The 24,307-nt window shown below is 58.1% G+C and carries 24 protein-coding genes and 1 pseudogene; 12 read left to right on the forward strand and 13 right to left on the reverse strand.

Annotation, left to right across the window (positions count from 1 at the left end):
• Window positions 1-46 precede the first annotated feature (46 nt).
• The 7 genes from ACWKXT_RS00975 to hpxO form a co-directional block, all read right to left on the reverse strand.
• Window positions 47-2,188, reverse strand: a complete 2,142-nt coding sequence (locus ACWKXT_RS00975; protein WP_454531452.1) for a polysaccharide biosynthesis tyrosine autokinase — start codon at window positions 2,186-2,188, stop codon at window positions 47-49.
• A 1-nt stretch (window position 2,189) separates the two neighbouring features.
• Complete coding sequence (locus ACWKXT_RS00980; protein ID WP_454527297.1) at window positions 2,190-2,642, reverse strand: arsenate reductase/protein-tyrosine-phosphatase family protein; 453 nt, start codon at window positions 2,640-2,642, stop codon at window positions 2,190-2,192.
• Window positions 2,643-2,644: 2 nt separating this feature from the next.
• Window positions 2,645-3,775, reverse strand: coding sequence for a polysaccharide export protein (locus ACWKXT_RS00985; RefSeq protein ID WP_454531453.1), 1,131 nt, complete (start codon window positions 3,773-3,775; stop codon window positions 2,645-2,647).
• A gap of 101 nt (window positions 3,776-3,876) precedes the next feature.
• The gene (gene wecA, locus ACWKXT_RS00990) at window positions 3,877-4,923 is read right to left on the reverse strand and encodes a UDP-N-acetylglucosamine--undecaprenyl-phosphate N-acetylglucosaminephosphotransferase (protein WP_454527295.1); all 1,047 of its coding nucleotides are present in this window, start codon (window positions 4,921-4,923) and stop codon (window positions 3,877-3,879) included.
• A gap of 381 nt (window positions 4,924-5,304) precedes the next feature.
• Window positions 5,305-6,240: a PDR/VanB family oxidoreductase gene (locus tag ACWKXT_RS00995; protein ID WP_454531454.1), complete on the reverse strand. Its 936-nt coding sequence runs from the start codon at window positions 6,238-6,240 to the stop codon at window positions 5,305-5,307.
• Between the two features lie 11 nt (window positions 6,241-6,251).
• Window positions 6,252-7,286, reverse strand: a complete 1,035-nt coding sequence (gene hpxD / locus ACWKXT_RS01000) for a molybdenum cofactor-independent xanthine hydroxylase subunit HpxD (protein ID WP_454531455.1) — start codon at window positions 7,284-7,286, stop codon at window positions 6,252-6,254.
• Between the two features lie 17 nt (window positions 7,287-7,303).
• Complete coding sequence (gene hpxO, locus ACWKXT_RS01005; RefSeq protein ID WP_454531456.1) at window positions 7,304-8,458, reverse strand: FAD-dependent urate hydroxylase HpxO; 1,155 nt, start codon at window positions 8,456-8,458, stop codon at window positions 7,304-7,306.
• Between the two features lie 239 nt (window positions 8,459-8,697).
• Here hpxO and uraD point away from each other — a divergent pair, with 239 nt between their 5' ends.
• Both uraD and uraH read left to right on the forward strand, forming a co-directional pair.
• Window positions 8,698-9,198 carry a 2-oxo-4-hydroxy-4-carboxy-5-ureidoimidazoline decarboxylase gene (gene uraD / locus ACWKXT_RS01010; RefSeq protein ID WP_454531888.1) on the forward strand — a complete coding sequence of 167 codons (501 nt, stop codon included), beginning with the start codon at window positions 8,698-8,700 and terminating at the stop codon, window positions 9,196-9,198.
• Window positions 9,195-9,518 (forward strand): hydroxyisourate hydrolase, encoded by a 324-nt coding sequence (gene uraH, locus ACWKXT_RS01015; RefSeq protein ID WP_333075216.1) that lies wholly within the window; start codon window positions 9,195-9,197, stop codon window positions 9,516-9,518. Before uraD ends, uraH begins: the two co-directional genes overlap by 4 nt.
• Here the strand turns inward: uraH and guaD are convergent.
• Window positions 9,498-10,814 (reverse strand): guanine deaminase, encoded by a 1,317-nt coding sequence (gene guaD, locus ACWKXT_RS01020; RefSeq protein WP_454531889.1) that lies wholly within the window; start codon window positions 10,812-10,814, stop codon window positions 9,498-9,500. The two genes, uraH and guaD, sit on opposite strands and share 21 nt — an antisense overlap.
• A 101-nt stretch (window positions 10,815-10,915) precedes the next feature.
• Window positions 10,916-12,412: an NCS1 family nucleobase:cation symporter-1 gene (locus tag ACWKXT_RS01025; RefSeq protein WP_454531457.1), complete on the reverse strand. Its 1,497-nt coding sequence runs from the start codon at window positions 12,410-12,412 to the stop codon at window positions 10,916-10,918.
• Window positions 12,413-12,556: 144 nt separating this feature from the next.
• On the opposite strand from ACWKXT_RS01025, the gene ACWKXT_RS01030 reads away from it, so the two are divergent.
• From ACWKXT_RS01030 to ACWKXT_RS01050, 5 genes and pseudogenes are all read left to right on the forward strand, one after another.
• Window positions 12,557-13,273, forward strand: coding sequence for a GntR family transcriptional regulator (locus ACWKXT_RS01030; RefSeq protein ID WP_454527289.1), 717 nt, complete (start codon window positions 12,557-12,559; stop codon window positions 13,271-13,273).
• Window positions 13,273-14,147 (forward strand): annotated as a pseudogene (gene hpxA / locus ACWKXT_RS01035) (allantoin racemase). The gene ACWKXT_RS01030 and the pseudogene hpxA overlap by 1 nt, the downstream one beginning before the upstream one ends.
• Window positions 14,065-14,964 (forward strand): allantoinase PuuE, encoded by a 900-nt coding sequence (puuE, locus tag ACWKXT_RS01040; protein WP_454531890.1) that lies wholly within the window; start codon window positions 14,065-14,067, stop codon window positions 14,962-14,964. The pseudogene hpxA and the gene puuE overlap by 83 nt, the downstream one beginning before the upstream one ends.
• A 263-nt stretch (window positions 14,965-15,227) precedes the next feature.
• Window positions 15,228-16,379: a hypothetical protein gene (locus tag ACWKXT_RS01045; RefSeq protein WP_454531458.1), complete on the forward strand. Its 1,152-nt coding sequence runs from the start codon at window positions 15,228-15,230 to the stop codon at window positions 16,377-16,379.
• Window positions 16,376-16,666 (forward strand): DUF6966 domain-containing protein, encoded by a 291-nt coding sequence (locus ACWKXT_RS01050; protein WP_454531459.1) that lies wholly within the window; start codon window positions 16,376-16,378, stop codon window positions 16,664-16,666. The genes ACWKXT_RS01045 and ACWKXT_RS01050 overlap by 4 nt, the downstream gene beginning before the upstream one ends.
• A gap of 73 nt (window positions 16,667-16,739) precedes the next feature.
• On the opposite strand, the gene hpxZ is transcribed toward ACWKXT_RS01050, so the two are convergent.
• The 4 genes from hpxZ to hpxW are packed head-to-tail and all read right to left on the reverse strand — an operon-like array spanning window position 16,740 to window position 20,299.
• Window positions 16,740-17,126, reverse strand: coding sequence for an oxalurate catabolism protein HpxZ (gene hpxZ / locus ACWKXT_RS01055; RefSeq protein ID WP_454531460.1), 387 nt, complete (start codon window positions 17,124-17,126; stop codon window positions 16,740-16,742).
• Complete coding sequence (locus ACWKXT_RS01060; protein ID WP_454531461.1) at window positions 17,123-18,520, reverse strand: AtzE family amidohydrolase; 1,398 nt, start codon at window positions 18,518-18,520, stop codon at window positions 17,123-17,125. Before ACWKXT_RS01060 ends, hpxZ begins: the two co-directional genes overlap by 4 nt.
• On the reverse strand, window positions 18,517-18,705 hold the full coding sequence (hpxX, locus tag ACWKXT_RS01065) for an oxalurate catabolism protein HpxX (RefSeq protein ID WP_454527286.1): 189 nt from the start codon (window positions 18,703-18,705) through the stop codon (window positions 18,517-18,519). The genes ACWKXT_RS01060 and hpxX overlap by 4 nt, the downstream gene beginning before the upstream one ends.
• Before the next feature lie 10 nt (window positions 18,706-18,715).
• Window positions 18,716-20,299: an oxamate amidohydrolase gene (hpxW, locus tag ACWKXT_RS01070; RefSeq protein WP_454531462.1), complete on the reverse strand. Its 1,584-nt coding sequence runs from the start codon at window positions 20,297-20,299 to the stop codon at window positions 18,716-18,718.
• Window positions 20,300-20,442: 143 nt separating this feature from the next.
• On the opposite strand from hpxW, the gene hpxU reads away from it, so the two are divergent.
• The 5 genes from hpxU to ACWKXT_RS01095 all read left to right on the forward strand — a co-directional run bounded on the left by hpxU (window position 20,443) and on the right by ACWKXT_RS01095 (window position 24,300).
• Complete coding sequence (gene hpxU / locus ACWKXT_RS01075; protein ID WP_454531463.1) at window positions 20,443-21,282, forward strand: MurR/RpiR family transcriptional regulator HpxU; 840 nt, start codon at window positions 20,443-20,445, stop codon at window positions 21,280-21,282.
• A gap of 191 nt (window positions 21,283-21,473) precedes the next feature.
• Window positions 21,474-22,256, forward strand: coding sequence for a transporter substrate-binding domain-containing protein (locus ACWKXT_RS01080; RefSeq protein ID WP_010429429.1), 783 nt, complete (start codon window positions 21,474-21,476; stop codon window positions 22,254-22,256).
• A gap of 4 nt (window positions 22,257-22,260) precedes the next feature.
• Window positions 22,261-22,926: an amino acid ABC transporter permease gene (locus ACWKXT_RS01085; RefSeq protein WP_454531464.1), complete on the forward strand. Its 666-nt coding sequence runs from the start codon at window positions 22,261-22,263 to the stop codon at window positions 22,924-22,926.
• Window positions 22,926-23,582, forward strand: a complete 657-nt coding sequence (locus ACWKXT_RS01090; protein ID WP_248165422.1) for an amino acid ABC transporter permease — start codon at window positions 22,926-22,928, stop codon at window positions 23,580-23,582. The genes ACWKXT_RS01085 and ACWKXT_RS01090 overlap by 1 nt, the downstream gene beginning before the upstream one ends.
• Window positions 23,563-24,300, forward strand: a complete 738-nt coding sequence (locus ACWKXT_RS01095; RefSeq protein WP_023327069.1) for an amino acid ABC transporter ATP-binding protein — start codon at window positions 23,563-23,565, stop codon at window positions 24,298-24,300. The genes ACWKXT_RS01090 and ACWKXT_RS01095 overlap by 20 nt, the downstream gene beginning before the upstream one ends.
• Window positions 24,301-24,307: the final 7 nt, after the last annotated feature.

Raw genomic sequence — 24,307 nt, forward strand, 5'->3', positions numbered from 1 at the left:
CCAGGTGTTTTTAGTGCTGTAAGCGGTATATAACAGAGATATGCAATTAGCTATACGAGTAAGCATTATACTCATAGGCGTTACTTGCTGTTTTTTCCACACCGTTCAGAATAACGCCGTTGACGGTTATATCGTTCTGTACAAATCGTTTCACTGAGACTTCAACTTCTTTTATAGAGTTTTTCTGAAAGCGAGTCACAAGCATAACGGTACCGGCATATTTTGCCGCAACACAGGCGTCGCTAACGGCTAATACCGGAGGGGTATCAACAATCACCAGATCATAATTATGCTGCGCCCACACCATCAGGTCCGCAAATGCTTCTGTCATGAGTAACTCCGACGGATTCGGCGGAATATGGCCGCGGGAGATAAAATCAAGGTTTTCAATATCTGTCTTCTGAATAACCTTTTCATACTCGCTTGTCCGATGCAGGATTTCGGAGACGCCATGATTGATCGCGCTGCCCAGAACGTGATGCATCTGGCCTTTACGTAAATCGGCATCGATAAGCAAAACACGCTTGCCTGATTGCGCAATCACCGTAGCAAGGTTGCAACTGACAAACGTCTTACCGGCTTCTGGTGTTGCTCCTGAGATAAGCAAAATGTTGTTTTTGGCCTGCATCATCGCAAAGTGCAGGCTGGTTCTCAGGCTACGCATCGCCTCAACGGCCAGGTCTGAAGGATTATCCCTGGCAAGCAGGTGCACGGAGCGCATATGCTCACGTTTACTTCTGGTAATGGTCTGATTTTTATTACTCAGCCATTTTGATACCGGGATGGTGGCGTAAACATTGACACCTAAGTTTTCAATTTGCTCGCTATTTTCAATTCCGGTGTGCAACAGCTTGCGGAAAATGCAATAGGTCACAGAGGCAAACAGACCAAGCATAAAGCTGATGAAGATAATCAATGGTTTGACGGGGGCGACGGGCTTTTTCTCTGTTAGGGCGTGGTCAATGATTCGCACGCTGCCAATGGCGCTGGCCTTGTTGATATTCAGCTCCTGCTGTTTGCTCAGAAGCTGCATATACACTTCCTGACCAGCCTGAACGTCACGGGTCAGGCTCAGTACTTCCTGCTGCGTTTTCGGCATGGCGCTAATTCGGCCATTGAGCTTATCACGCTCCTGGATCAGCACCGTTTTTTGTTCCAGAAGGGTACGGTAGGCCGGGTGATCGCGGGTATAGAGCTTCGAGATTTCGGCTTCTTTAAAGGTCAGTTCATTAATTTGTGCCTCAATACCCACTGCCGTCTCGAGTATGGATTTGGCCTCAAGCGATAAATCGACTGAGTCGTTTTTCTGACGGAACTGATGCAGGGTATTCTCGGATTTATTCAGGTTGTTTAAAACCAGCGGTAACTGCTCTTTAAGAAATTCCAGACTTTTGGCCGCTTCTTCTGATTTGCGCTCGATGTTCTGCTTCAGGTAGTTGTTGCTGATGCTTCTTAAAATCTCCGCCGTTTTCTTTTTATCTTCACCCCGGTATGCCAGCTGCAGCATGCCGCTGTCGTTGCCCATATCTTTTGCAGTGAAGCTATTCAGAAGCTGATTCACGGCGGTCAGCTTGTCGAGCTTAGTCAGCGTAAAGACTGTTCCTTCGTCGGCATGGATCTCCCTGATAACAAAGCTGATTCCATTCTGGGAAAAAGGCTCTCCGGTGTTGCCGGTGTATGTCGTGCCGTCGATTTCAATTTGATAGCTGTTTGCAGCAGTGACGGTAAGCGACAGGGGGATGTCCAAAAAGTCATCCGGGACGGTCAGATTTTCCACTTTCATACTGCCGTCCCGATTACCCAGCAGATTGGCGATCGCTTTGCCGATGACCGGGAAGTGCTTTTCCTGTACGGCGGTGTCGAGATGTAAATCGTCAACCGTCTGACCCAGCACCATTCGAGATTGCAACAGTCCTATTTGCGGCTGAGACTCCTGCTTGCCACCCGGAATAGCATCCGAAAGCTGGCTGAAAATGCTTTTGCCAGCATCTTTTTCAACCTGGACTAATGCCGTGGCCTGGTAAATTGGTGTCGCCATAAAGACATACGCCACGCTAACCAGGGTGAACATTGACGTAATGGCGGCGATCTTCCATTTGCCATCGCGCAGAATGCCGATGATGTCGGCCAGGCTCAGCAGCTTCTCTTTCTCGCTGGCGGTCTTTGAAATGTGGTATGAGTCAGACACGTTATCGAATCTCTCTTCTGTTCTTATTCAAAGCGAGCTCCCAGCGCGCGGCGCCCTGAGCCAGCTGCTTATAAACCAGTTCAAACATTTCACGGCTTTTTTTATAGGGATCGGCAATTTCAAGCTGATCCTGCCAGTGGCCAAAGAGCATCGCTTTCCCGCTCACTTCCGGATAGCTTCTTTTGATCCGCTCAAGGTGGGATTTTTCCATCACCAGAATCAGGTCGTACTGCCTGGCAAGTTCAGAGGTGAACGCCTGCCCGCGGTGTCCTTCCAGCGATACGCCGTGTACTGCCGCGACGTCCGCTGCGGTGGCATCCGCTTCTTTTCCCACCAGTGCGCCTAATCCGGCGGAATCAATTTTCTTATCCGGAAGGGCTCTGCGTAATAACCGCTCCCCGGTAGGGGAGCGACAAATATTGCCAATGCAAACAACTAAAATTGAGTCAAACATGGTTACCACTGCTTAATCATTCGGGCGGTATTGGTCATATCGTTGATACCGGAAATGGTCGGGACGAGCTGGCTTAACACACGGTTCCAGCGGGTGACTGGCGCGGTAGTGACATACACAACGTCATAAGGCTGAAGCCTGAATTCCGTGCCCATCACCAGTGCAGTGGCGTCGGAAATATTGAGCTGATAAACGTTGGCCAGCTTGCCGCCGGCATCTTTTCCTGCGGTCGAGCGAATGACAAAAATGCCGGTCGCGTCGGCGCTCATCTGGTCGATGCCTTCAGCATTGCCCAGCGCCTCAGTGAGCGTCATCCCGCTACGGTCCATCTTCAGGGTGGTTTGCTTTTTCACTTCGCCCATCACGAACACTTTCAGGTCGTCGTTGCGGGGGACGAAAAGGATGTCGCCGTTATACAGCAGACGGTTTTGCTGAAGATCGCCATTTTTCATCAGCGCCTGAAGCGAGATTCGCTCATCTTTACCGTTGTGCGTCAGCACCGCGTTATTCCAGTCGGCATCTTCGGCCAGACCGCCCGCCTGGTTAATGGCATCCATGATGGTGAGCGGAATATTAGTGATAGCCTGCTGACCGGAGCGGGTCACCTCACCGGTGATGTAAGCCTTTTGCGAACGAAAGGCGGCAACGTTGACGTCTACCTGTGGCGACTCAATAAAGGTTGCCAGTTTTCGGGTTAACTCATCGCGGACCTGGGCCAGCGTTCGGCCCGCGACTTTGATCTTGCCCGCGTACGGGTAAAAGATAGTCCCGTCGGACTTTACCCAGTTCCCGGTGTCAGAGGCGCTGCGATATTGCCCGGCAGGGGTGGTGAGCTCAGGGTGGTCCCACACGGTGACCATTAAGACATCCCCAACGCCGATACGATATTCGTAACGACGGATCTCGTCGGCCAGGTCAGTATTTGTGCGAGCGACTACCGGCGAGGGCTTCAGCGATTCAATCAATTTGGGTGTAACGCTGTAGACGTTCACTTTGTTGCTTATATCTGCGCTGGCGTCATTCGCATTAATAATGGTCTTGCCTGACGTCGACAGGTGACTGCCGGGCGTGAGGGTGCATCCGCTGAGCAGAACAGCAGAGAGGGCGAGGGCCCCAAACTTAACGGTCATCATAGTGAAAACTCAATTCATCAAAGGAGGTGAAAGCCCGGCTGGCGCGCTTTCACTAAAAAAGCATAAGGGCTCATGGCTGGCGGCTTTAGTGGCCGATGTGATTATCGGACTGCATGGACTCTCGGATCGGGGTTACGCTGCTGCAAAGCGTTGTTCATCAATACGTAAATACCGAAAACGGCAAGATAGAGGGACATAGACACACTTTCTGTGGCGCCAAACTTTGCCAGCGTCAGCCCCATTCCTGCCAGCGCGGCGGTGAGCAGTACCATCACAAAGACAGTCTGGCGGCTCGTCAAACCGCAGCGTAATAAAATATGGTGCAGATGATCGCGGTCGGCATGGAACGGGCTTTGTCGGCGGCGCAGACGGCGGATCATCACGGTGACCATATCCATCAGCGGCAGGGCGATAATCCACAGTGCGGTCACCGGTGCCATGATGGCATGGCTGCCCTGGCTGGCATTCAGAATCAGCCAAAGCATGGTAAAACCGATAACCATACTTCCGGCATCCCCCATAAAGACCTTTGCGCCCACCAGGCCAAAATTGCTGATCAGGTAAGGAAGCAGGGCCACGATCATCAGGAGACACCACAGCGCGGGCTGCTCTGCGCCAGCGGACAGGAAGTTAACCATCAGCGCGGCAAAAATTACGGCGGAAACCGAGCCCAGCAGACCGTCAATCCCATCGATCATGTTGAAAGCGTTGATGGCCGCCCATCCGGCCAAAAGCGTTATCAGATAGCCAGCCGAACCCAGCAGAAGTTCATACTCACCGAGGACGAACCCAAACGTATTGAGGTAGACATCATCCAGGATAATAACAATCGCAGCTAACGCCTGCGCCAGTATTCGCGGTATAACCGGAAGATCGTAATAATCATCCGCAATGCCGACTGCCAGCAATATAGAAATACCGACAATGTATGCAACGAAACTTGAATCGATAAACGGGGCAATATTGAGGTGCAAAATATGAAATATAACTATCCCGCAATACAGAGAAATGCCGCCAATTAAAGGAATATCACCGCTGTGCTGTTTTCGGCCTCCGGGTTTATCCACCAGACTGTATTTTCTGGCCAAAGGATGAGCGATGATTAAGGTTGTCATTGCTATTAAAAACATGATGATAGCTTCAGTCATGGTGGCTCCTGTGACCTTTGCTCCACGCTACCGCCCATGGTGAACAGGGAACAGGCCCTGTGCCATTCAAATAAAACATTTCATTTATACTTCCTGAATTGCATTGGTTTCGGCGCGAAAAAATCTGGCGCAGAAATTAACCGGCATAGTATATTTTTCTGTCTGTAAATATTAAAACACGATAAGCCATCATAAATGGCCGTAAAGACAGAGGTCGATGAAGATGGGCGGTATTCTATTTTGATAATTAGCGTCATTACTGTGCGTAATTCTAATTATCTTAACTCTCGAAAATGGGAGGAAATAATGAAATTTACAATGATATATTTTGATTTAGGGAGGAGGATTCGCCCCTGCGATAGCACTATCGCAGAGGGTATTTTACAGCGCAATCACCAGCTCACCCGAATGGCTCCGCGAACAGCACAGCGCCACCTGCTGGCCAGCCGCGCTTTTTTCTGCATCCGACTGTACGCTATCCCGGTGATCCACCACGCCGTCAATCACCGGCGTCAGGCATGCGCCGCAGATCCCCATTTCGCATGACAGCGGCACGTCTACGCCGTTTTCCTGTAATACCTGGGCGATGGTCTTATCCGCAGGTACCGGCCAGCGCTCGCCGGTGGAGGCCAGCTTGACCGTAAAGATCTCCCCGGCTTCACCGCCCCTGACAGGCGCAGCAGGCTGAAACGCCTCGCTGTGAATATGGGAGTCATCCCATCCCTTCGCCGCTGCCACATTGCGGACTTTCTCCATAAACCCCGCCGGTCCACACACCCACGCGTGCAGCCCCGCTTCAGGCGCGGGGAGATGCTCCACCAGTGTGGAACGCGGGCTGGTGGTATGAAGAATGCAGTCACCGCACTGCGAGAGTTCGCGCGCAAACGCCGCGCTTTCGCGGTTTCTGACATAATAGTGCAGCGTAAACGGCGTTCCGGCCGCCTTCAGTTGCAGTGCCATCGCATACAGCGGCGTAATGCCAATTCCCGCCGCCAGCAGCAATACTCGCTCTGCCTGACCAAGCGGAAACAGGTTGCGCGGGGTGGAGATCGTCAGCGTCTGTCCGGGCCGCAGCGTCTCGTGAACATAGCGCGACCCGCCGCGCGAGACGGCTTCTCGCCCCACGCAGATAAGATAGCTCTCGTCCCCACATGCCCCGGTCAGGGAATACTGGCGTACCACGCCGCAGGGCAGGTGGACATCAATGTGCGCGCCGGGCTGCCACGCAGGTAGCGCTTCGCCGTTTTCAGCCACCAGCCGGACGGCGAGGCTTTTGTCACCCTCGCGCCACAGCCCGTCAACGATCACGTTCAGCATATCGGCCTCCGTCATACCAGGAAAAATTCGCCAAAGCCCATCTTTTTCAGTCCACGACGGTAGGCAATCGAGCTTTTATCGGCGGGAATATGGGCCTCCAGCGTCAGGTCCAGCGGCAGGCTTTCCGGGCGCTGGGTTTCGACCATCAGGCGATCTTCTTCAAAGATACGCAGGTTAAAGGCATGCACATCCTCTATGGGAATATGCAGATCAAAATTGCGCGCAATAGGGGCGAACATGCGGGTGACGCGCGATGAGACGGGCGACGCGGCGTTCATGATCACCAGTCTCGACTCTCCCGGAAAATGAATCGTCAGGGTGGAGGTAAACGGCAGATGCATTTCAAAATGGCGCAGCCACTGGAACCCTTCTGGCGCCTGCACGTCTGAACTGGCGGGATAGTTGCTCACGGAGCTCCAGTAATCGGCCACGAAGCCGAACGGCGTCTCCTGCGGCTGATAGGTAGGCACAAGCTGATTATTGGGATCGGCAAAGGTATCAGTGTGGATCCACGCAAAGTGCGCCACGTCCAGAAACCCCTCCACCTGACGCCCGGCGAAGCCGTTCACCTCAAACGCCGGGCAGTTGATCTGCTGAAATCCGTCCTCATCCCAGTGCGGCATGGTGGGCAACGGCGCAGGATTGTCCGGGTCAAACGCCAGGCAGGTCCAGATCAGGCCGAAACGCTCCTCTACGGCATAGTTAATCAGGTTCAGCTTCGCCGGAACGGGCTGGTCGGGGCTGGACGGAATACGGTTGCAGCGCCCGTCCTCCCCAAAGCGGAGGCCGTGGTAGGGGCAGATGATCCCATGTTCGTCGTGAAAGCCGAGCGTCAGCGGTACGCCGCGGTGCGGACACACGTCTTTTGCGACCACAATCTGGTCGTTAATCCGGTAAATCACCAGCTGTTCGTCCAGCAGGGTCGCTTTGACCGGCGCCGGGCCGACATCGCAGGCGCGCGCGACCGGGTGCCAGCATTTCGCCAGACGCAGCCAGTCCTCTGGCTCAAACGTGCTGTGGGCGGGTGGAGTCGGTTCTCTTTTCATCGTTGTCCCTCTTGCGTTCAGCCTAACGGGCCGCCCTGAATGGTCTCGCACAGACCGTTGATGATGCGCTCGCCGGTCTCCTCTTTGAGCTCCTGATACCAGGCCTGCGTCAACGCCATGTCTTTCCCGTGGGTGATGTCACAGCGTTTACGCGCCTTCAGCACCAGGTCGCGCACCCGGTCGCAGCGCAGCGCTTCGTACTGCCGCAGCGCTAGCGTAATGCTGTGGTTTTCACGCAGGCATTCCCCCAGCACCACGGCGTCTTCCATCGCCGCACAACCGCCCTGGCCGATATCCGGCGTGGTGCTGTGCGCGGCATCGCCGAGCAGCGCGACGTTGCCGCGCACCAGGCTGTCGAACGGCTCAATGTCGTGGATTTCTATGCGGTTGGTCGTTTCAGGATCCAGCGCCGCGATAAGCTTCTGCACCGGCGGCGCCCAGCCGCAGAAGTAGCCCGTGAGATCGGCTCGCAGGGTGGTGCGATCCTCCGCCAGGCCCGCGGGCAGCGGCACGTCAAAAAAGAAGTAGAAACGACCGCCGGAGACGGGCATCAGCGACACGCGTTTGCCTTCGCCAACGAAGGTAGTCCACTGGTGCGCCGGGGCAATCTCTTCGTCAATCTTCACCAGCCCGTTCCAGTTCACGTACCCGGCGTAGCGGCGCTCCGGCGTATAGCCCAGCACATACGGGCGAACCGCCGAGTGGCTACCGTCAGCGGCAATCAGAAAATCCCCGGATGCCGTGGTGCCGTCGGTGAAGGTCACGCTCACGCCCGCGTCGTCTTCATTTACGCGTTCGACGCGCTTGCCGAACTGCACCTTGTCGCGCCCCCAGAAGTCCAGCATTTCGCGCTGGAGCTCGGTGCGCGAGACGGGGCAGGGATGCCCGCCGGTACGCTCAACCAGCGGGGCAAGGCTAAAGCGGGTCAGGGTCTCGCCGCGCCGGTAATCCTTGTAGGCCATAAAACGCATCGGACCGCCGTACGTCTCGATGATGTCGCCCATGCCGAGGTGCTGCATGCACTTTACGCCGTTAGGCCAGATGGAGATGGCCGCCCCGACGGGCCTGATCTCCTTTACGGCTTCAAACACGGTACAGTCGATACCCGCTTTCTTCAGCGCGACGGCGGCACTCAGGCCGCCAATACCCGCGCCAATGACGATTGCTTTCATGCTTCTCTCCTTTTGCAGGGTGTAAAAACATTCAGCAATTTGCGTACCAGGCTGCAGAGTGGCGAAAACGGCGTTGTGGGAGGTGAGTTTGCACTGCTAAGGTGCGCAAACACGGTGGGCGTGCCTTTTTTTGAATCAAAAATTTCCAGTTGGGCCATGCGGAATCGACTGTTTCACGCCTGCGCTCAGAGTGGCGTGGTTTGTGCAATAACCTGGAGGAAGATAATAAAGGAGACACTATGATCGCACTGCACGAGTTCAATCATCTTTCCCACGAAAAGGCGTTAGCGCTGATTCACCCCTGCGTAGCGCTCCCCGGCTGGGCCGATGCGCTGGCTCTGGGGCGGCCCTACGCCAGCCGGGACGAATTGTTCAGTACGGCAAAAGCGCTGACGCAAGCCTGGGACGAAGCGGCATTAACGCAAGCATTGAGCGCCCATCCGCGCATCGGGGAAAAGCCCGCGGGTTCACAGGCGGAGGCGGCGCTGTCGCGCCAGGAGCAGGGCGCGGTAAATGAAGGCGATGCTGCACTTGCGCAGGCGCTGCGCGAGGGCAATGCCCGCTACGAGGCCCGCTTCGGCCGGGTGTTTCTGATCCGCGCGAAGGGCCGCAGCGGCGAGGATATTTTACAGGCGCTGCACGCGCGGCTGGAGAACAGCGATGCGCAGGAAGTCCGGGCCGCGCTGGAACAGCTGCGGGAAATTACGCTGCTACGGCTGGAAGGAGTCATTAGCGAATGAGTACGTTAAGCACGCATATTCTCGATATCTCGACAGGCAAACCCGCAGAGGGCGTGACGGTTCATCTCGAACGGGAGGGCGAAATCATGGCTACGGGCGTGACCAACGTAAATGGCCGCATCACCGAATTTGTCCCTTTCCTGCCAAAAGGCCGTTATCGGCTGGTGGCGGAGATCGGCGCGTGGTTTAGCGAAACCGGTCGCGAGACGATCTATCCCTGCGCGCAAATTGAATTTGTGACGGGAGAAACGGCAGACGAGCATTTCCATCTGCCGTTTGTGATTGCGCCCGGCGGATGGTCAACCTACCGGGGCAGTTGACCACACCCGCTCGCCGTTGACCCAGGTCTCGCTGATGTTACGCTCGTCGCCGAGGGTCATCAGCACAAAAAGCTGCTCGTAGATATCCTGACAGCGGCGATTGCGCAGGCGCTGCAGCGGCGTTACGTCAGGGTCAATAACCACGAAATCCGCCTCTTTACCGGGCGCGAAGTTGCCAATTTTATCGTCCAGCCGGAGGGCGTGCGCGCCGCCCAGCGTGGCGTGATAAAACGCCTCGCTGGCGCGCAGGCGGTAGCTCTGAAGCTGGCCCACCTTGTAGGCTTCCCCCAGGGTGCGCAGCATGCTGAAGGTGGTACCCGCGCCGACGTCGGTGCCGATGCCCATCCGCACCCTGTGCTGCCAGCAGGCGGGCAGGCGAAACAGTCCGCTGCCGAGAAACAGGTTCGAGGTGGGGCAAAACGCCACCGCCGAACCGGTGTCATGCAGGCACTGCCACTCGCTGTGGTGCAGATGAATTGCGTGGGCAAACACGCTGCGCTCACCGGTCAGGCCGTAGTGGTGATACACGTCCAGATAGCGCTCATGCTCCGGCCAGAGATCGTTCACCCAGGCCACTTCGTTGGGGTTTTCGCTGAGATGGGTCTGCAGCCAGGTATCCGGGAACTCTTCCCTGATCAGGCTGACCGCGGCGAGCAGTTCCGGTGATGAGGTCGGGGCGAAGCGCGGCGTAATGGCATACCCCAGCCGCCCGCGTTTATGCCAGCGCTGGATCAGCTCCCGCGTCTGCCGGTAGCTCTGCTTCGCATCTTCGCTCAGGTAGTCCGGGGCGTGCCTGTCCATCATCACCTTTCCGGCGATAAGGCGCATGTTGAGGCGCAGGGCCTCGGTAAACAGCGCCTCGACCGATTGCGGATGCAGCGTGCAAAACACCAGCGCGGTGGTGGTGCCGTTGCTCACCAGCTGCCGAATGAAAAATTCGGCGATCTCTTTCGCGTAGGCTTCATCGGAAAACTGGCTCTCTACCGGGAAGGTGTAGGTGGTCAGCCACTCCAGCAGCTGTTCGCCAAAGGCGCCGATCATCTCCGTTTGCGGGTAATGGACGTGGGTGTCGACAAAACCGGGCAGCAGCAGCCTGCCGCGCAGGTCGGTGTAGCCCTTGTAGGGGTCAAGATACTGCTCGCCCTCCTGCCACGGCATCAGTGCCAGAATTTTCCCGCTCTGGATAAACAGCAGCCCGTCCTCAAGGTAGCGCGCGTGTTGGGCAATCGCGTCTGCGCTGTCGCAGACCCGGGCAATATCAAAAAATGCACCGCGTATCGCAGTCTGGTATTCCATCATGGTTACTGCCTTAGTATTTGCGTAGCGGGGTGAGAAGGCTCAGCAAGAACGGTGCCAGAATGAACGGGCCGCAGATAAACTGCGGCCGGAGGGAGTGGTTACTCTTTTTGCGTCGCCACGCGGGAACTGAACGACGCCGCGCCTGCTGTCTCGCGCTCATCCCGCGCCAGCCAGCGGTAGGTCACGCCGCCGAGGAAGACGCCGATAAACCAGCTGAAGTTTGCCACCTCGTGCAGGGCCGGAATAAAGCCAATCACCAGCCCCACGGCAACGGATGGGATCAGCGCGCCAATGGCCTTCGGGTTAAAGCCGTTGCGATACCAGTATTTGCCCTTTGGCGTGTCATCGAACAGATCGTCTACCGACACCTTGCCGCGCTTAATCAGGTAGAAATCGGCAATCAGAATGCCGAACAGCGGGCCGATAAACGCCCCGAGCACGTCGAGGGTGTAGTGGATAAGCTCCGGCGAGTTGAACAGGTTCCACGGGGTGAGCAGTATCGAGCCGACGGCAGCAATCATCCCCCCGGTGCGGAAACTGATCTTCTGCGGCGAGCAGTTAGAGAAATCAAACGCCGGTGAGACGAAGTTCGCGACGATGTTGATCCCGATGGTGGCGGTGATCATCGTCAGCAGGCCAATCGCCACGGCCAGATCGTTACCCACCCGGCTGACGGTTTCGATCGGGTCGGTGATCATGCGGCCAAACAGCGACTGGGTGCCGGAGACAATCACCACGGTAACGATGGAGAACAGCAGGAAGTTAAACGGCAGCCCCCAGCGGTTACCGCGGCGGATCTCGCCCATGCTTTTGCCGTAGCGGGAGAAGTCGCCAAAGTTGAGCAGCGGGCCGGAGAAGTAAGACACCACCAGCGCGGTTGCGGTGATCATCTGCCAGGTCTGCTCGCCCACGCTCAGGGATTTACTGGCGAGGGTAAAGGAGATCCCGTCAAAACCGGTCTTGTATACGATCCAGCCTGCGAGAGCCAGCATCACCACATAGACCGCCGGCCCGGCGATATCAATAAAGCGCTTAATGGCGCTCATGCCGTGCCAGAAGACCATCGCCTGGAGAACCCACATGATGGTAAAGCAGATCCAGCCCAGCGGCGACAGGCCGAGGAAGGCACCGGTGGTAAGGCTCGCCAGAGAAGGCCAGAACTTCAGCACCACCAGCATCAGCGCGTTGGCGGCAAGCCAGGTCTGAATGCCGTACCACGCAAAGGCGATCAGCCCCCGGATCACCGCCGGGATGTTGGCCCCGAAGACGCCAAACGCCTGACGGCTGATCACTGCGTAGGGCACGCCTGCCATCTGGCTCGGTTTGGCTACCAGGTTGGCGCACAGCTGCACGATGCAAATCCCCACCAGCAGGCAGAGCAATACCTGCCAGCTTGCCAGCCCAAGCGTGAAGAAGCTCGCGGCAACAACGTAACCCCCCATGCTGTGGACGTCCGACATCCAGAACGAAAAGATGTTGTACCAGCTCCAGTTCTGGTCACGCGTCGGTGCCAGATCCTCGTTGCAAAGACGTGGGCTGTAAACCGCACCGGAATCAGCGGCCTTACCCTGCTGTGCGTTTTGACTGTTTGGCATGAATCCTGCTCCTGTGTATGAAAACCCGTTGAGTGGGAGTGCAAACGGTGTTGCAGGATCCAGGCCAAAATAATAAATCTTGTATGCAATATTTTATTTTTATGTATACGATTCGCTAACGAAAGGTAAAAGATGGAGTGGTAAATGAACATCGTAAACGCCCTGCAGACCGCGCCAGACCTGCATGACAAAGACGAAAGCATCTTTCAGGCGCTGATGACCGCAATTGTCGAACATCAGCTACTGCCGGGGAGCAAACTGCCGGAAGAGGTGCTGGCCGAGGTATTTGGCGTAAGCCGTACGGGCATCCGTAAGGTGCTGCAGCGACTCGCGGCTGTGCAAATGGTCACCTTAACGCCCAGGCGTGGTGCACACGTCGCCAGCCCGACGGTTGAAGAGGCGCGTCACATCTTCCGCACCCGCGCCCTGCTGGAAGTTGCCAACCTGCCGGACGTGCTGGCCCACTGTAAGCCACCACATCTTGCCGCGCTGGAGGCCATTATTCGCCAGGAGCAGCAGGCGCACGAGGCATACGACGGTCCGGCGGCAATTCGCCACTCCGCTAATTTTCACATTCAGCTGCAGGCCATCTCCGGCAACCAGGTGCTGACGGAGATGGTGACCGGCCTGAGCCAGCGCTCCTCGCTGGTGATTGCCACCTGGGGCGCGCCGTGGCGTCAGGGCTGCCGCTGCAACGATCACGAACAGCTTGTGGATCTGCTGCGCCAGAAGGCACTTGAGCCGCTAAGCGCCGCCTTAATGCACCATTTTGAACATATCGTCGCCAGCCTCTGCTTCGAGCGGGCGGGCGAGTGCCTGCCTGATTTTGCCCGGCTGTTTGCCGGCCACAAGGAGTCGTAATGTCCTCTGTTCGTATACAAGTGATCAACCCCAACACCAGCCTCGCGATGACGGAAACCATCGGCGCGGCGGCCCGCGCGGTGGCGGCGCCGGGGACGGAGATCCTCGCGGTCTGCCCGAGCGCGGGCGTGCCGTCTATCGAGGGCCACTTTGATGAAGCCATCGCCGCCTTGGGGGTTCTCGAACAGGTCAAGCTCGGCAGAGAGCAGGGCGTGGATGGTCACGTCATCGCCTGCTTTGGCGATCCGGGCCTGCTGGCGGCGCGCGAGCTGGCGCAGGGGCCGGTGGTAGGTATTGCGGAAGCCGCCATGCATATGGCGACGCTGGTGGCGACGCGCTTTTCGGTGGTGACCACGCTGCCGCGCACGCTGATTATTGCCCGTCACCTGCTGCACCAGTATGGCTTTCACGATCGCTGCGCGGCGCTGCACGCTATCGATCTCCCGGTGCTGGCGCTGGAGGACGGCAGCGGGCTGGCGCAGGAGAAGGTGCGCGCGCGCTGTATACAGGCGCTGAAAGAGGACGGCTGCGGCGCCATCGTGCTCGGCTGCGGCGGCATGGCGACCCTGGCGCAGGAGTTGACCCGCGAGCTGCGCGTGCCGGTGATCGACGGCGTCAGCGCCGCGGTGAAAATGGTGGAGTCGCTGGTGGCGCTGGGGCTCTCGACCAGCAAGCACGGAGATTTGGCTTTTCCGGAGAAAAAAGCGTTAAGCGGACAATTTCAGGTACTGAATCCATTTTAATTTTTGGGGGTGGCTATGGGGCTTTTTGAACAGGATTACCCGCGGGATCTGCGCGGCTACGCGGGCAACCCGCCGCACGCGCGGTGGCCGAATCAGGCGCGCATCGCCGTGCAGTTTGTGCTCAATTATGAGGAAGGGGCGGAAAATCACGTTCTGCACGGCGATGCCGGATCCGAGCAGTTCCTGTCGGACATCATCGGCGCGGCCAGCTACCCGGACAAACACATGTCGATGGACTCCCTCTACGAATACGGCAGCCGCGCCGGGTTCTGGCGGATCCACGGTGAATTTCAAAAGCGCGGCCTGCCGCTGACGGTCTTTGGCGTGGCGATGGCGCTGGCGCGTCACCCGGAGATCGTTGAGGCGATCAAAGCGGCGGATTACGACGTGGTCAGCCACGGCTGGCGCTGGATCCACTATCAGCACATGGACATCAGCCAGGAGCGCGAACACCTGCATAAGGCGGTGCACGTGCTGACCGACCTGTTCGGCAAGCCGCCAACGGGCTGGTACACCGGGCGCGACAGCCCCAACACGCGCCAGCTGGTGGTAGAGCACGGTGGCTTCGACTATGACAGCGACTACTACGGCGATGATCTGCCGTTCTGGACGGAAGTGGCCTGTAGCGACGGCACCCGCAAACCGCACCTGATTGTACCCTATACGCTGGATGCGAACGACATGCGCTTTGCGACCGCGCAGGGGTTTAACACCGCCGAGCAGTTTTATACGTATCTGAAGGACAGTTTTGACGTGCTGTACGAAGAGGGGGAAAGCGCGCCGAAGATGATGTCCATCGGCATGCACTGCCGCCTGCTGGGTCGACCGGGGCGTTTTCGCGCGCTGCAGCGGTTCCTGGATTACGTGCAGCAGCATGAGCGGGTGTGGGTCTGTACTCGCCAGCAGATTGCCGACCACTGGCGGGAGGAGCATCCGTTTCAGAAGTAATTGAGCCGTGTTTTGCCGGGTGGCGGCTGCGCCTTACCCGGCCTACGGCTACGACATCAAACTCACCTGCGCCGCAACAATGCGCCACACATAGGCAAACCGCACCTACGGAAACCTAAAAGATCGGCCTGACGTTGGATGCTCCGCTAGCCATTTTTAGTTGTACCCATCATGGGGCATTAGGGTTTTTTGCCTGAATGATTGATTTTTCGTCACTTTAGCTGGAAAATCCCTGCACTTTAAAGGGAAAAGGAAGGAACCGGATGTTCACGCTCTACATGAGATGGGAAGCCCAGCGAATACTGGCGCCGGATAATATTCAGTTTGTCCTCACGCCACGTGAAGCGCTGGAGATGGCGAGCATATTCTACGAACTCGATTACCTGGAATACGACTATCAATGTAATCCCCTTCACCATAATAGCGTCCCGAAACGGCGGCAAGGTGTTCACCACCGCTACGCGGCGCAGCCCTACAGACGCAAGCAGCGTTCCGAATATGACGGACTTTATGATGAGGTGGAATGGAATCTTGAGCACGGCTGGATGGTCGGCGTGGACACGGGGGAAAAGTGGGATGAGTTCCGCAATCCATTCTCCTTTGATGGCGAAGGTAACCTGGTTTATGACTGCTTCATGGATACCTACTGCGAGAGCTTCCCGCAAGTTGTGCGTGAAATCTACGAGTACGCCCTTAACGAACACCAGGGCAGGAAGCCGCCTCCGACCGTTAAGGAGCACTATTTCGATGCCCCGATACAGCACGCTCAGGCCACAAAAACCATAAACAGCAAAGCTGCGGGAAGGCTTCTTGCGGCGGGTGGCATCTACAACGGCAACATAGAGGGGTTTCATAAGACCGCACAGCAGCTAGGCGGCGATGCTCCAGCAGGTTACGATCAGGTTATGGACAACAAAGGGTTAATCATTGCTGGCGCTTCTGTTGCTGCGGGTCTTGGTCTTGGCCGATTAGGGGCTGCTGGTGAGATTAACGATCTCCACGTTCTGGGAAAAGTTGAGGGTGAATATTCGATGATAAAGCCCGGACCATTACCTAAAGAGCTAGCAGTAACCTTTTCCAGTGGTACATACAAAGAGATCTCTCTATCAACAGATACACGTTTTTATAGAGGTGGTGTTGAGGGGCGACCATTAGGTCAATTTTTCGGATATGAACAACCTCTGGGTGTACTTCAAACCAGGGTAGATAAGGCGCTACTACCTAAATGGCCCAATGGAAGTGAATCTCCTCTTGATAGCTATCATGAGATTCAAATACCCGCAGGAACAAAAGTATATGTTGGAAAGGTAGGTTATCAAACAGACCTTTATTCCGGTGGAACTGAGCAAGTTATAGTACCTACACCGTGGAAAATACCTGGCATTAAGATACTTGGACGTGGCGGTTTAAAATGAAAAATGAAATAAAGAAAACGGTAATTGATATCATCACCATACTGTCCTCAAATGATGAGGAGTCGTGGGCAAAAATATTTGAAAAACTGGGCTTCGAACTCGATGTTGATTATGAGTCATCCATTTACTCATTGAAAAAACTCTACGGTGGAATGGGATCATTTAACGATATTGTTCTTCATAAAAATGGAATACCTCTCATTCGAGAAAATGACGAGTTAGAAGATTTGAGACACAAACTCTACAAGCAACTCGATCATGCCATCGGCTTGTTAAAAGCAGGTTAATTACCATAACTGCTTATAACGCGCATCGCTAAAAAAGCGCTCAGGGCGATTTCCCACCCTGAGCAGCAAATCGTTACACCATCAAACTCACCTGCGCCGCCACGATCCGCCACCCGCAGGCAAACCGCACCCACGTCTGCTGCTGGCGGCCAATGCGTTCCGTGCCCTCGCGGGTAAACTCGGTGCTGCACACGGCATAATCCTCCCCGAAGGTGGTGATGACGGTGTGGCGCAACGTCCGCTGTAAACCGGCGGACGGGCGCGCTGCGCGAAAGGCGCGGATTTCATCAATCCCGTACAGGTTTTCACCCGCCCCCAGACGCACCGTGTTTTTGTCGTGCCAGAACAGCTCGTCCAGCACCGCAATGTTGTTGCTGACCAGCGCGTCTTCATAGCGATAGAACGCGGCGGTCACCTCGGCAACCACCCACGGCAGGTTAATGTCATCATGATTCATCATGCGGCCACCTCCGCCGGGCGGGCATCGGCAATCCCACTCTCCTCCAGCACGCGCGCGACGCGCAGGCAGGCCTGCTCGTTAAACGGCGCGGCAATCAGCTGCAGGCCAATAGGCGCACCCTGGGCGGTGCGCAACGGAACGGTGGTCACGGGCAGGCCCAAAAATGAAATCGGCTGGGTCAGCATCCCCATGCTGGCGCGGATGGGGAGCGCCTGACCGTTAATCTCCATGGTTTGCTCGCCGATCCGCGTGGCGCTGCGCGGCGTCGCGGGGGCGATTAGCACGTCGGCCTGGGCAAATAGCGCGTGAAACGCCTGCCGTGCCTGCGCGCGGAACCGCTGGGCCTGAATGTACCAGGCGGAGGGGATCATCGCACCTGCCAGCAGTCGCTCACGGGAGTGCGGTTCAAAACGCTCGGGCTCCCGGCGAAGCGCGGGCAGGTACTGATTTCCCCCTTCAGAGGCGCTGATGATAAACGCCGCGGAGCGCGCCAGCCCGGCGTCCGGATACTGCAGTTCATCCTGCACGTCGAGCGCCTTCGCCACCCGAGCCACGGCGTCTCTGGCATCCGCATTGCACCAGGTGGTGAAGTAGCCGCCGAGTACAGCGCAGCGCAGGCCGTCAAGCCCGCGATCGAGCAGGGGGCGCGTCTGCTCGCGCGAGCTCTCTGCCTGAAAACCGTCGCTGCTGTCCCGCCCCTGCAGCGCGTCGTATACGGACGCCAGGTCGCACACGCGGCGGGCAAAGGGGCCGATATGATCCAGGCTCGCGACAAACGGATGGCTGCCGGATCGCGACAGGCGACCAAAGGTGGGCTTCAGGCCATAGATGCCGCACAGGGAGGCCGGAACGCGAATCGAGCCGTTGGTGTCGGTGCCGAGCGAAAAGTGCACCAGCCCGGCGGCCACGGCGGCGGCTGAACCGCCGGACGACCCGCCCGCAATGCGCGCCAGGTCGTGCGGGTTACGCGTCGTGCCGTAGTGGCTGTTTTCGGTGGTGAAGCCGTAGGCGTAGGCATCCATATTCACCATCCCGGTCAGCAGCCCGCCCGCGCTGCGCAGCTGGCGCACCGCGAAGCTGTCAGCGGCCGCGGCGGAGCGCTGGCTGAACAGCTCAGCGCCCGCGAGGGTGGTGTATCCGGCAACGTCGAACAGGTTTTTCACCGCGTAGGGCACGCCCGCCAGCGGCGGCAGGGGGCGCTTTTCGCGGCGCAGGGTGTCGATATTGTCAGCCTCGGCGAGCATGCGTGCTTCCGTCACGGCGGTCCAGGCGTTGATCTGCGGGTTCACGCGCGCAATCGCCTCCAGCGTCTGGCGGGCAATCTCGCTCGCACTCAGCTCGCCTGCGCTCAGTGCCTGCTGAATGTCGCTGATACTCATCTCGTGTAGCGTCATGCTTTGTATACTCCTGCGATCTCCAGACGGTCGTCGAGCGGCAGCGCCATCAGCGGGGCGGCCAGGCTGGCAATGCGGCTGAACTGCAACTGCAGCTCGGCGCGGCGGGCATCGTCCAGCTCTACGCCGAGCACGGACTCCATTTGCGCAAGATATGCCTGCCAGTCGGGTTGTTGTGTCGTCATTGTTTTCTCCTCAGAATCCGGCGGCCGCGCCGTTGCTGCGCGGGTCAAATGCCCCTTCGAACAGTCCGTTGGGGTGGCGAACAATCGCCCCCGCGTGGCCCATTGCTTCGCTAAAGCCAGGGAATATCTCCACCTCATGTCCCCGCGCACGGAGCTGCGAGACCGTCTCAGCGCTAAAGCGTCCTTCAAGTTTTAACGTGTCCGAGGTTTGTCCCCATGTGCGTCCCAGCAGCCAGCGCGGGCGGGAAATGCTTTCCTGTAAAGGCACGCCCTGAATTGCGTAGCGGGTAAAGAGCGCGGCCTGGGTTTGCGGCTGGCCGTCGCCGCCCATCGATCCGTAGACCATCACGCGCCCGTCCCTGAGACGCGCCGCCGCCGGGTTCAGGGTATGGAAAGGCTGTTTGCCCGGCGCGAGGGCCAGAAGATGACCCGGATTGAGGCTGAACGATGCGCCCCGGTTCTGCCAGACAATGCCGGTATCGGGCAGCACCACGCCGCTGCCGAACTCGTGATAGATACTCTGGATAAACGACACGGCAAGCCCGCTATTATCCATCACGCCCATCCACACCGTATCGCCGGGACCTTTTCCGGTTCCCCACGGCGCAGCGCGTCCATCGTCAACCCTGTCGGCAAGCTCCTGCAGGGCGGCGGGATCCAGCAGTTTCTGAACATCTGTTTTCAGCTCGCGCGGGTCGGTGATGTGGGCATCGCGCAGGCCAAAGGCCAGCTTGGTGGCTTCAACGATGCGGTGAATGGTGTCGGCGTCGTCGGCTTCCGCCATATTCAGGCGGTCGGTGATGCCGAGTATTGCCAGCGAGACCAGCCCCTGCGTCGGCGGGGCGTGGTTAAAAATCTCCCCCTGCTGATGCTGCAGCCTCAGCGGCGCGGTGCGGCGGGCTGTGTGTGCGTGTAAATCGGCCAGCGTCACGGGCAGTCCCAGCGTCTCCATGCCGTGCGCCAGCACGTCCGCCAGCGGGCCGCGATAAAAGCTGTCCAGACCGTCTTCAACCAGGCGCGTTAACGTCGTGGCCATGGCGGGCTGGTAAAAGCGGCTGCCGACCTGCGGCGGCTTACCGTCCACCAGCCAGGTTTCCGCGAAGCCAGGGACGTCCTTTAATTCGTCGAATTTGCTGGCCGTGGCATGGGCCTGAGAGGCCGTGACCGGCGTGCCGTTTTGCGCATAGTCAATGGCGTCGGCCAGCAGGCGAGCCAGCGGCAGCGCCTTGCTGGTCATCTCACGCGAGACCTTCAGCGCCTCGTCCCAGCCGCTCACCGTGCCGGCGACGGTCAGCGCCGCGCGGGGGCCGCGATGGGGGATATGCGCCAGACCGTCGTAGGCGGCGAGCGTTGCCCGCGAACCCGCCGCGCCGCTGGCATCAATGGCGATGGGGTCGCCTTCCGGCGGCACGATAAGCCAGAAGCCATCGCCGCCCAGCCCGTTCATATGCGGATACACTACGGCAATGGTGGCCGCCGCCGCGACCATCGCTTCTATCGCGCTGCCGCCTTCGCGCAGCACCGCCAGCGCGCTCTGGCTGGCAAGATGGTGGGGCGCAACGGCCATGCCGTGCGTGGAGACATTGCTTTGCATGAGGAGTCCTCGTAACCCTGAAAGTCACAAGGCGCTGCAAAAGCTGTTCCAGTTCTGAGAGAAAAGTTTCAGTAAACTGGCACGTATAATGAATACCTATAATAAAAGGTACAATGTGATGAAACAAAAGTTACAGAGGCGCTATGGAACAACTGGATGAACGTCTGAAAGCACAGTACCCGTCGCTGTCGCCGCAGGAGCAGCGGGTGGCGGATTTTATTTTCGATCATTTTGACGATCTTATTAGCTATAACAGCGCCGAGCTGGCGCAGCTGAGCGGGGTGTCGAAAGCCACGGTGAGCCGCCTGTTTAAGCGTCTGGGCTATGAGAAATATAAGGACATGCGCGACGAGCTGCGCACCCTGCGCCAGAGCGGGATGCCGCTCACTGATAACCGCGACGCGGTGCAGGGCAACACGCTGCTGGCGCGCCACTATAAGCAGGAGATGGCGAACCTGACCCAGTGGGTCAATGCCCTTGACGCGCAGCAGTTTGCCGACGCCATGGCCTGCATGGTCAAGGCGCGGCGCATCGTGATTATCGGCATGCGTAACGCCTATCCGGCGGCGCTTCACCTGCGCCAGCAGCTGCTGCAGGCGCGCGGTCAGGTGCTGGTCCTGCCGCAGCCGGGGCAGAGCCTGAGTGAGGAGCTGGTGGACTTAACGCCGGACGATCTGGTGGTGGTGATGGCCTTTCGCCGCCGCCCGCGCATTATCCGCCCGCTGATGCAGCAGCTTCTGCGTAGCGGTATTCCGGTGCTGCTGATGTGCGAGCCGCAGGCGCACAGCCTGTTCCCGCTGGCGAGCTGGCAGCTCTGCGCCCCGCTGGACAGCGTCTCGGCCTATGACAGCTACTCCTCGGTCAACAGTCTGATTAACCTGCTGGCGAACGCTTTTCTGCATGAGATCCTCGATAAAGGCCGTCCGCGCATTCACGACATTGCTTCCCTCTACCAGCAACTGGACGAACTCGAACAGCGATAATGGGGCATCAGGCTGGTGCTTTGCATTAAAATGGTGCAGCTGTCGGGTCGGAAAAACGCACGTTTTTTCGACCCGCCCGCATTTTATCAGGCTTCTCAATAATATTTCCCGCTTCGCCTTATCTGGCACATTAGTTGCAAAATCACATTCAAAGAATCTTTTGTTTCATGCTAACGTTACGGGGAAGCACCATGAAAAAATTGTTGATTGCACTGGCCGGGGCCGCATGCCTCTTCACACAGCTGCCGGCAAAGGCTGACCAGCTTCAGGATATCGAGAAGCGCGGCACTATCCGCATTGCCGTTCCGCAGGACTTCCCGCCGTTTGGCTCGGTGGGAACCGATCTCCAGCCGCAGGGCTATGACATCGACATGGCGCGCTATCTGGCCAAACAGATGAAGCTTAAGCTGCAGCTGGTGCCGGTGACCAGCGCCAACCGTGTGCCGTACCTGCAAACCGACAAGGTAGACCTGGTCATTTCAAGCCTCGGTAAAAACCCGGAGCGCGAGAAGGTGATCGACTTCAGCCGCGCCTACGCGCCGTTCTTCCTCGGCGTGTTTGGTCCTAAAGGGGCTGAACTGAAGGATGCCGCTGCGCTCAGCGGAAAAACCATCGGCGTGACGCGCGGAGCGGTGGAGGACATGGTGCTGACCGGCCTGGCGCCGAAAGACGCGGACGTGAAGCGCTACGAAGACAACAACACCACGCTCTCCGCCTACCTCTCCGGCCAGGTGCAGTACGTGGCAACCGGCAACCTCGTGGTGGCGGCCATTTCGCGCCAGAACGCGGATAAAGCCCCGGTGCCGAGCTTTATGCTGAAAGATTCGCCGTGCTTTATTGGCCTGAAGAAAAACGAACCGGCCCTGAAGGCAAAAGTGGATGCGCTGATTGAGCAGGGCATTAAGGACGGCACGCTGAACGGCCTGTCCGAGCAATGGCTGAAGGCCCCGCTGCCGGCAAGCCTCGGCGTATAAGGCTATGGCTGAGCAACTTGATTTCTCCGCACTCTGGCCGTACTGGACGGAGCTGCTGGCGGGGCTGTGGGTCACTATTCAACTGACGGTGATGGCAACCATTGGCGGGCTGGCAACAGGGATTGTCGGGGCGGCGATCCGCAGCGGACGACCCACCTGGTACAGCCGGGTCTGGGGGGCGTACGTGGAGATCATCCGCAACACGCCGTTTGTTGTGCAGCTGTTTTTCATCGTCTTCGGCCTGCCGAATCTCGGGCTGAAGATGACGGCGGGGGAAGCGGCGCTGCTGGCCATGGTGGTGAACCTGGGCGCGTACAGCACCGAGATTATCCGCGCGGGCATTCAGGTCACGCCGAAGGGGCAGTGGGAAGCCGGACGCGTACTGGGGCTGACCCGTTTGCAGACCTTTATTCGCGTGGTGCTGCCGCCCGCATTGCAGCGCATTTACCCGGCGCTGGTGAGCCAGTGCATCATCGTGATGCTCGGCTCGTCGGTGGTGTCGCAGGTCTCGTATGAAGAGCTGACCTTTGCCGCCAACCTGATCCAGTCCAGAACGTTTCTGAGCTTTGAGGTTTATCTGGTGACAACCGCCATTTACTTAGCGCTGTCGATTACCCTGCGCCAGCTGATGATGGCGGCAGGACGCAAATGGCTGGGGGTGCAGGCATGATGACCACCTTTACCGACTGGGACATTATTCGCAACCTCCTGCTGGCCGGACGCTGGACGGTGCTGCTGTCGCTGGTGGCGTTTGTCGGCGGGGCGGCGGTGACGCTGCCGCTCCTGCTGCTGCGCCTGACGGGCGGGCGCACGGTGAAGCGCATCATCCGCGGCTATATTGAGCTGTTTCAGGGCACGCCGCTGCTGATGCAGCTGTTCCTGGCCTTCTTCGGCGTGGCGCTGTTCGGCATCGACGTCTCGCCGTGGACTGCCGCCTCGCTGGCGTTAACCTTCTACACCAGCGCGTTTCTGCTTGATATCTGGAACGGCTGCATTCGCGCGCTGCCGAAAGGGCAGTGGGAAGCCTCGCGCTGTCTGGGGCTGACCTTCGGCCAGACCCTGTTTCGCGTGGTCGCCCCGCAGGCGCTGCGCATCGGCATCGCCCCGACGGTCGGTTTTGCCGTGCAGGTGATCAAGGGCACCGCGCTGGCGTCGATCATCGGCTTTATCGAGCTGACCAAGGCCGGGACCATGCTGACCAACGTGACGTATCAGCCGTTTAAGGTCTTTGCGCTGGTGGCGCTCGGCTACTTTATTCTGTGTTATCCGCTGTCGCGCTACAGCCGCTATCTGGAGACGAAATTCAATGCCTCTCATCACCATTAATCAGGTGCAGAAATACTACGGCGATAACCATGTGCTCAAGGGCGTCGATCTGGATATCGACATGGGCCAGGTGATCTCCATTATCGGGCGCAGCGGATCGGGCAAAAGCACGCTGCTGCGCTGCATCAACGGGCTGGAGGGCTATCAGGACGGCAGCATCAAGCTGGGCGGCATGACCATTACTGACCGGGATTCTCAGGCGCGCGAAATCAGCCGCTCGGTCGGGATGGTGTTCCAGAGCTTCAACCTGTTCCCGCACATGACGGCGCTCGAAAACGTGATGCTCGCCCCGCGTCGGGTGCTGAAGAAAAGCGCCGCCGAATGCCGGGCGCTGGCGCAGCAGATGCTGGAGAAGGTCGGCTTAGGCGATCGTCTGGATTACTACCCGTCGAGCCTCTCAGGCGGCCAGCAGCAGCGCGTGGCGATTGCCCGGGCACTGGCGATGTCGCCTAAAGTTTTACTCTGCGACGAGATCACCTCCGCGCTTGACCCGGAGCTGGTGGGCGAAGTGCTTAAGGTGCTGGAGCAGCTGGCGGCCGAGGGGATGACCCTGATTCTCGTGACCCATGAAATGAATTTTGCCCGCGAAGTGGGCGACCGCGTGGTGTTTATGCACCAGGGGAAAGTCTGGGAGCAGGGCGACAGCAAAACGCTGTTCGCCAACCCGCAGACCACGGAACTGAAGCAGTTCATCTCCTCCGTGCGCGGCCTCAACTGATAAGGAC

The organism is Enterobacter sp. UPMP701, assembly GCF_053709515.1.

What these genes read in the sequence shown, in the direction of transcription:
- ACWKXT_RS00995 (WP_454531454.1), bottom strand. Translation starts at nt 6,240, where the DNA reads ATGCTGAACGTGATCGTTGACGGGCTGTGGCGCGAGGGTGACAAAAGC.
- guaD (WP_454531889.1), bottom strand. Translation starts at nt 10,814, where the DNA reads ATGGAATACCAGACTGCGATACGCGGTGCATTTTTTGATATTGCCCGG.
- ACWKXT_RS01090 (WP_248165422.1), top strand. Translation starts at nt 22,926, where the DNA reads ATGACCACCTTTACCGACTGGGACATTATTCGCAACCTCCTGCTGGCC.
- uraD (WP_454531888.1), top strand. Translation starts at nt 8,698, where the DNA reads ATGATCGCACTGCACGAGTTCAATCATCTTTCCCACGAAAAGGCGTTA.
- ACWKXT_RS00980 (WP_454527297.1), bottom strand. Translation starts at nt 2,642, where the DNA reads ATGTTTGACTCAATTTTAGTTGTTTGCATTGGCAATATTTGTCGCTCC.
- ACWKXT_RS00985 (WP_454531453.1), bottom strand. Translation starts at nt 3,775, where the DNA reads ATGATGACCGTTAAGTTTGGGGCCCTCGCCCTCTCTGCTGTTCTGCTC.
- hpxW (WP_454531462.1), bottom strand. Translation starts at nt 20,299, where the DNA reads ATGCAAAGCAATGTCTCCACGCACGGCATGGCCGTTGCGCCCCACCAT.
- ACWKXT_RS01025 (WP_454531457.1), bottom strand. Translation starts at nt 12,412, where the DNA reads ATGCCAAACAGTCAAAACGCACAGCAGGGTAAGGCCGCTGATTCCGGT.
- hpxD (WP_454531455.1), bottom strand. Translation starts at nt 7,286, where the DNA reads ATGAAAAGAGAACCGACTCCACCCGCCCACAGCACGTTTGAGCCAGAG.
- ACWKXT_RS01030 (WP_454527289.1), top strand. Translation starts at nt 12,557, where the DNA reads ATGAACATCGTAAACGCCCTGCAGACCGCGCCAGACCTGCATGACAAA.
- uraH (WP_333075216.1), top strand. Translation starts at nt 9,195, where the DNA reads ATGAGTACGTTAAGCACGCATATTCTCGATATCTCGACAGGCAAACCC.
- ACWKXT_RS01045 (WP_454531458.1), top strand. Translation starts at nt 15,228, where the DNA reads ATGTTCACGCTCTACATGAGATGGGAAGCCCAGCGAATACTGGCGCCG.
- ACWKXT_RS01050 (WP_454531459.1), top strand. Translation starts at nt 16,376, where the DNA reads ATGAAAAATGAAATAAAGAAAACGGTAATTGATATCATCACCATACTG.
- ACWKXT_RS01085 (WP_454531464.1), top strand. Translation starts at nt 22,261, where the DNA reads ATGGCTGAGCAACTTGATTTCTCCGCACTCTGGCCGTACTGGACGGAG.
- ACWKXT_RS01080 (WP_010429429.1), top strand. Translation starts at nt 21,474, where the DNA reads ATGAAAAAATTGTTGATTGCACTGGCCGGGGCCGCATGCCTCTTCACA.
- ACWKXT_RS01060 (WP_454531461.1), bottom strand. Translation starts at nt 18,520, where the DNA reads ATGACGCTACACGAGATGAGTATCAGCGACATTCAGCAGGCACTGAGC.
- hpxZ (WP_454531460.1), bottom strand. Translation starts at nt 17,126, where the DNA reads ATGATGAATCATGATGACATTAACCTGCCGTGGGTGGTTGCCGAGGTG.
- ACWKXT_RS01095 (WP_023327069.1), top strand. Translation starts at nt 23,563, where the DNA reads ATGCCTCTCATCACCATTAATCAGGTGCAGAAATACTACGGCGATAAC.
- hpxX (WP_454527286.1), bottom strand. Translation starts at nt 18,705, where the DNA reads ATGACGACACAACAACCCGACTGGCAGGCATATCTTGCGCAAATGGAG.
- hpxO (WP_454531456.1), bottom strand. Translation starts at nt 8,458, where the DNA reads ATGAAAGCAATCGTCATTGGCGCGGGTATTGGCGGCCTGAGTGCCGCC.
- wecA (WP_454527295.1), bottom strand. Translation starts at nt 4,923, where the DNA reads ATGACTGAAGCTATCATCATGTTTTTAATAGCAATGACAACCTTAATC.
- hpxU (WP_454531463.1), top strand. Translation starts at nt 20,443, where the DNA reads ATGGAACAACTGGATGAACGTCTGAAAGCACAGTACCCGTCGCTGTCG.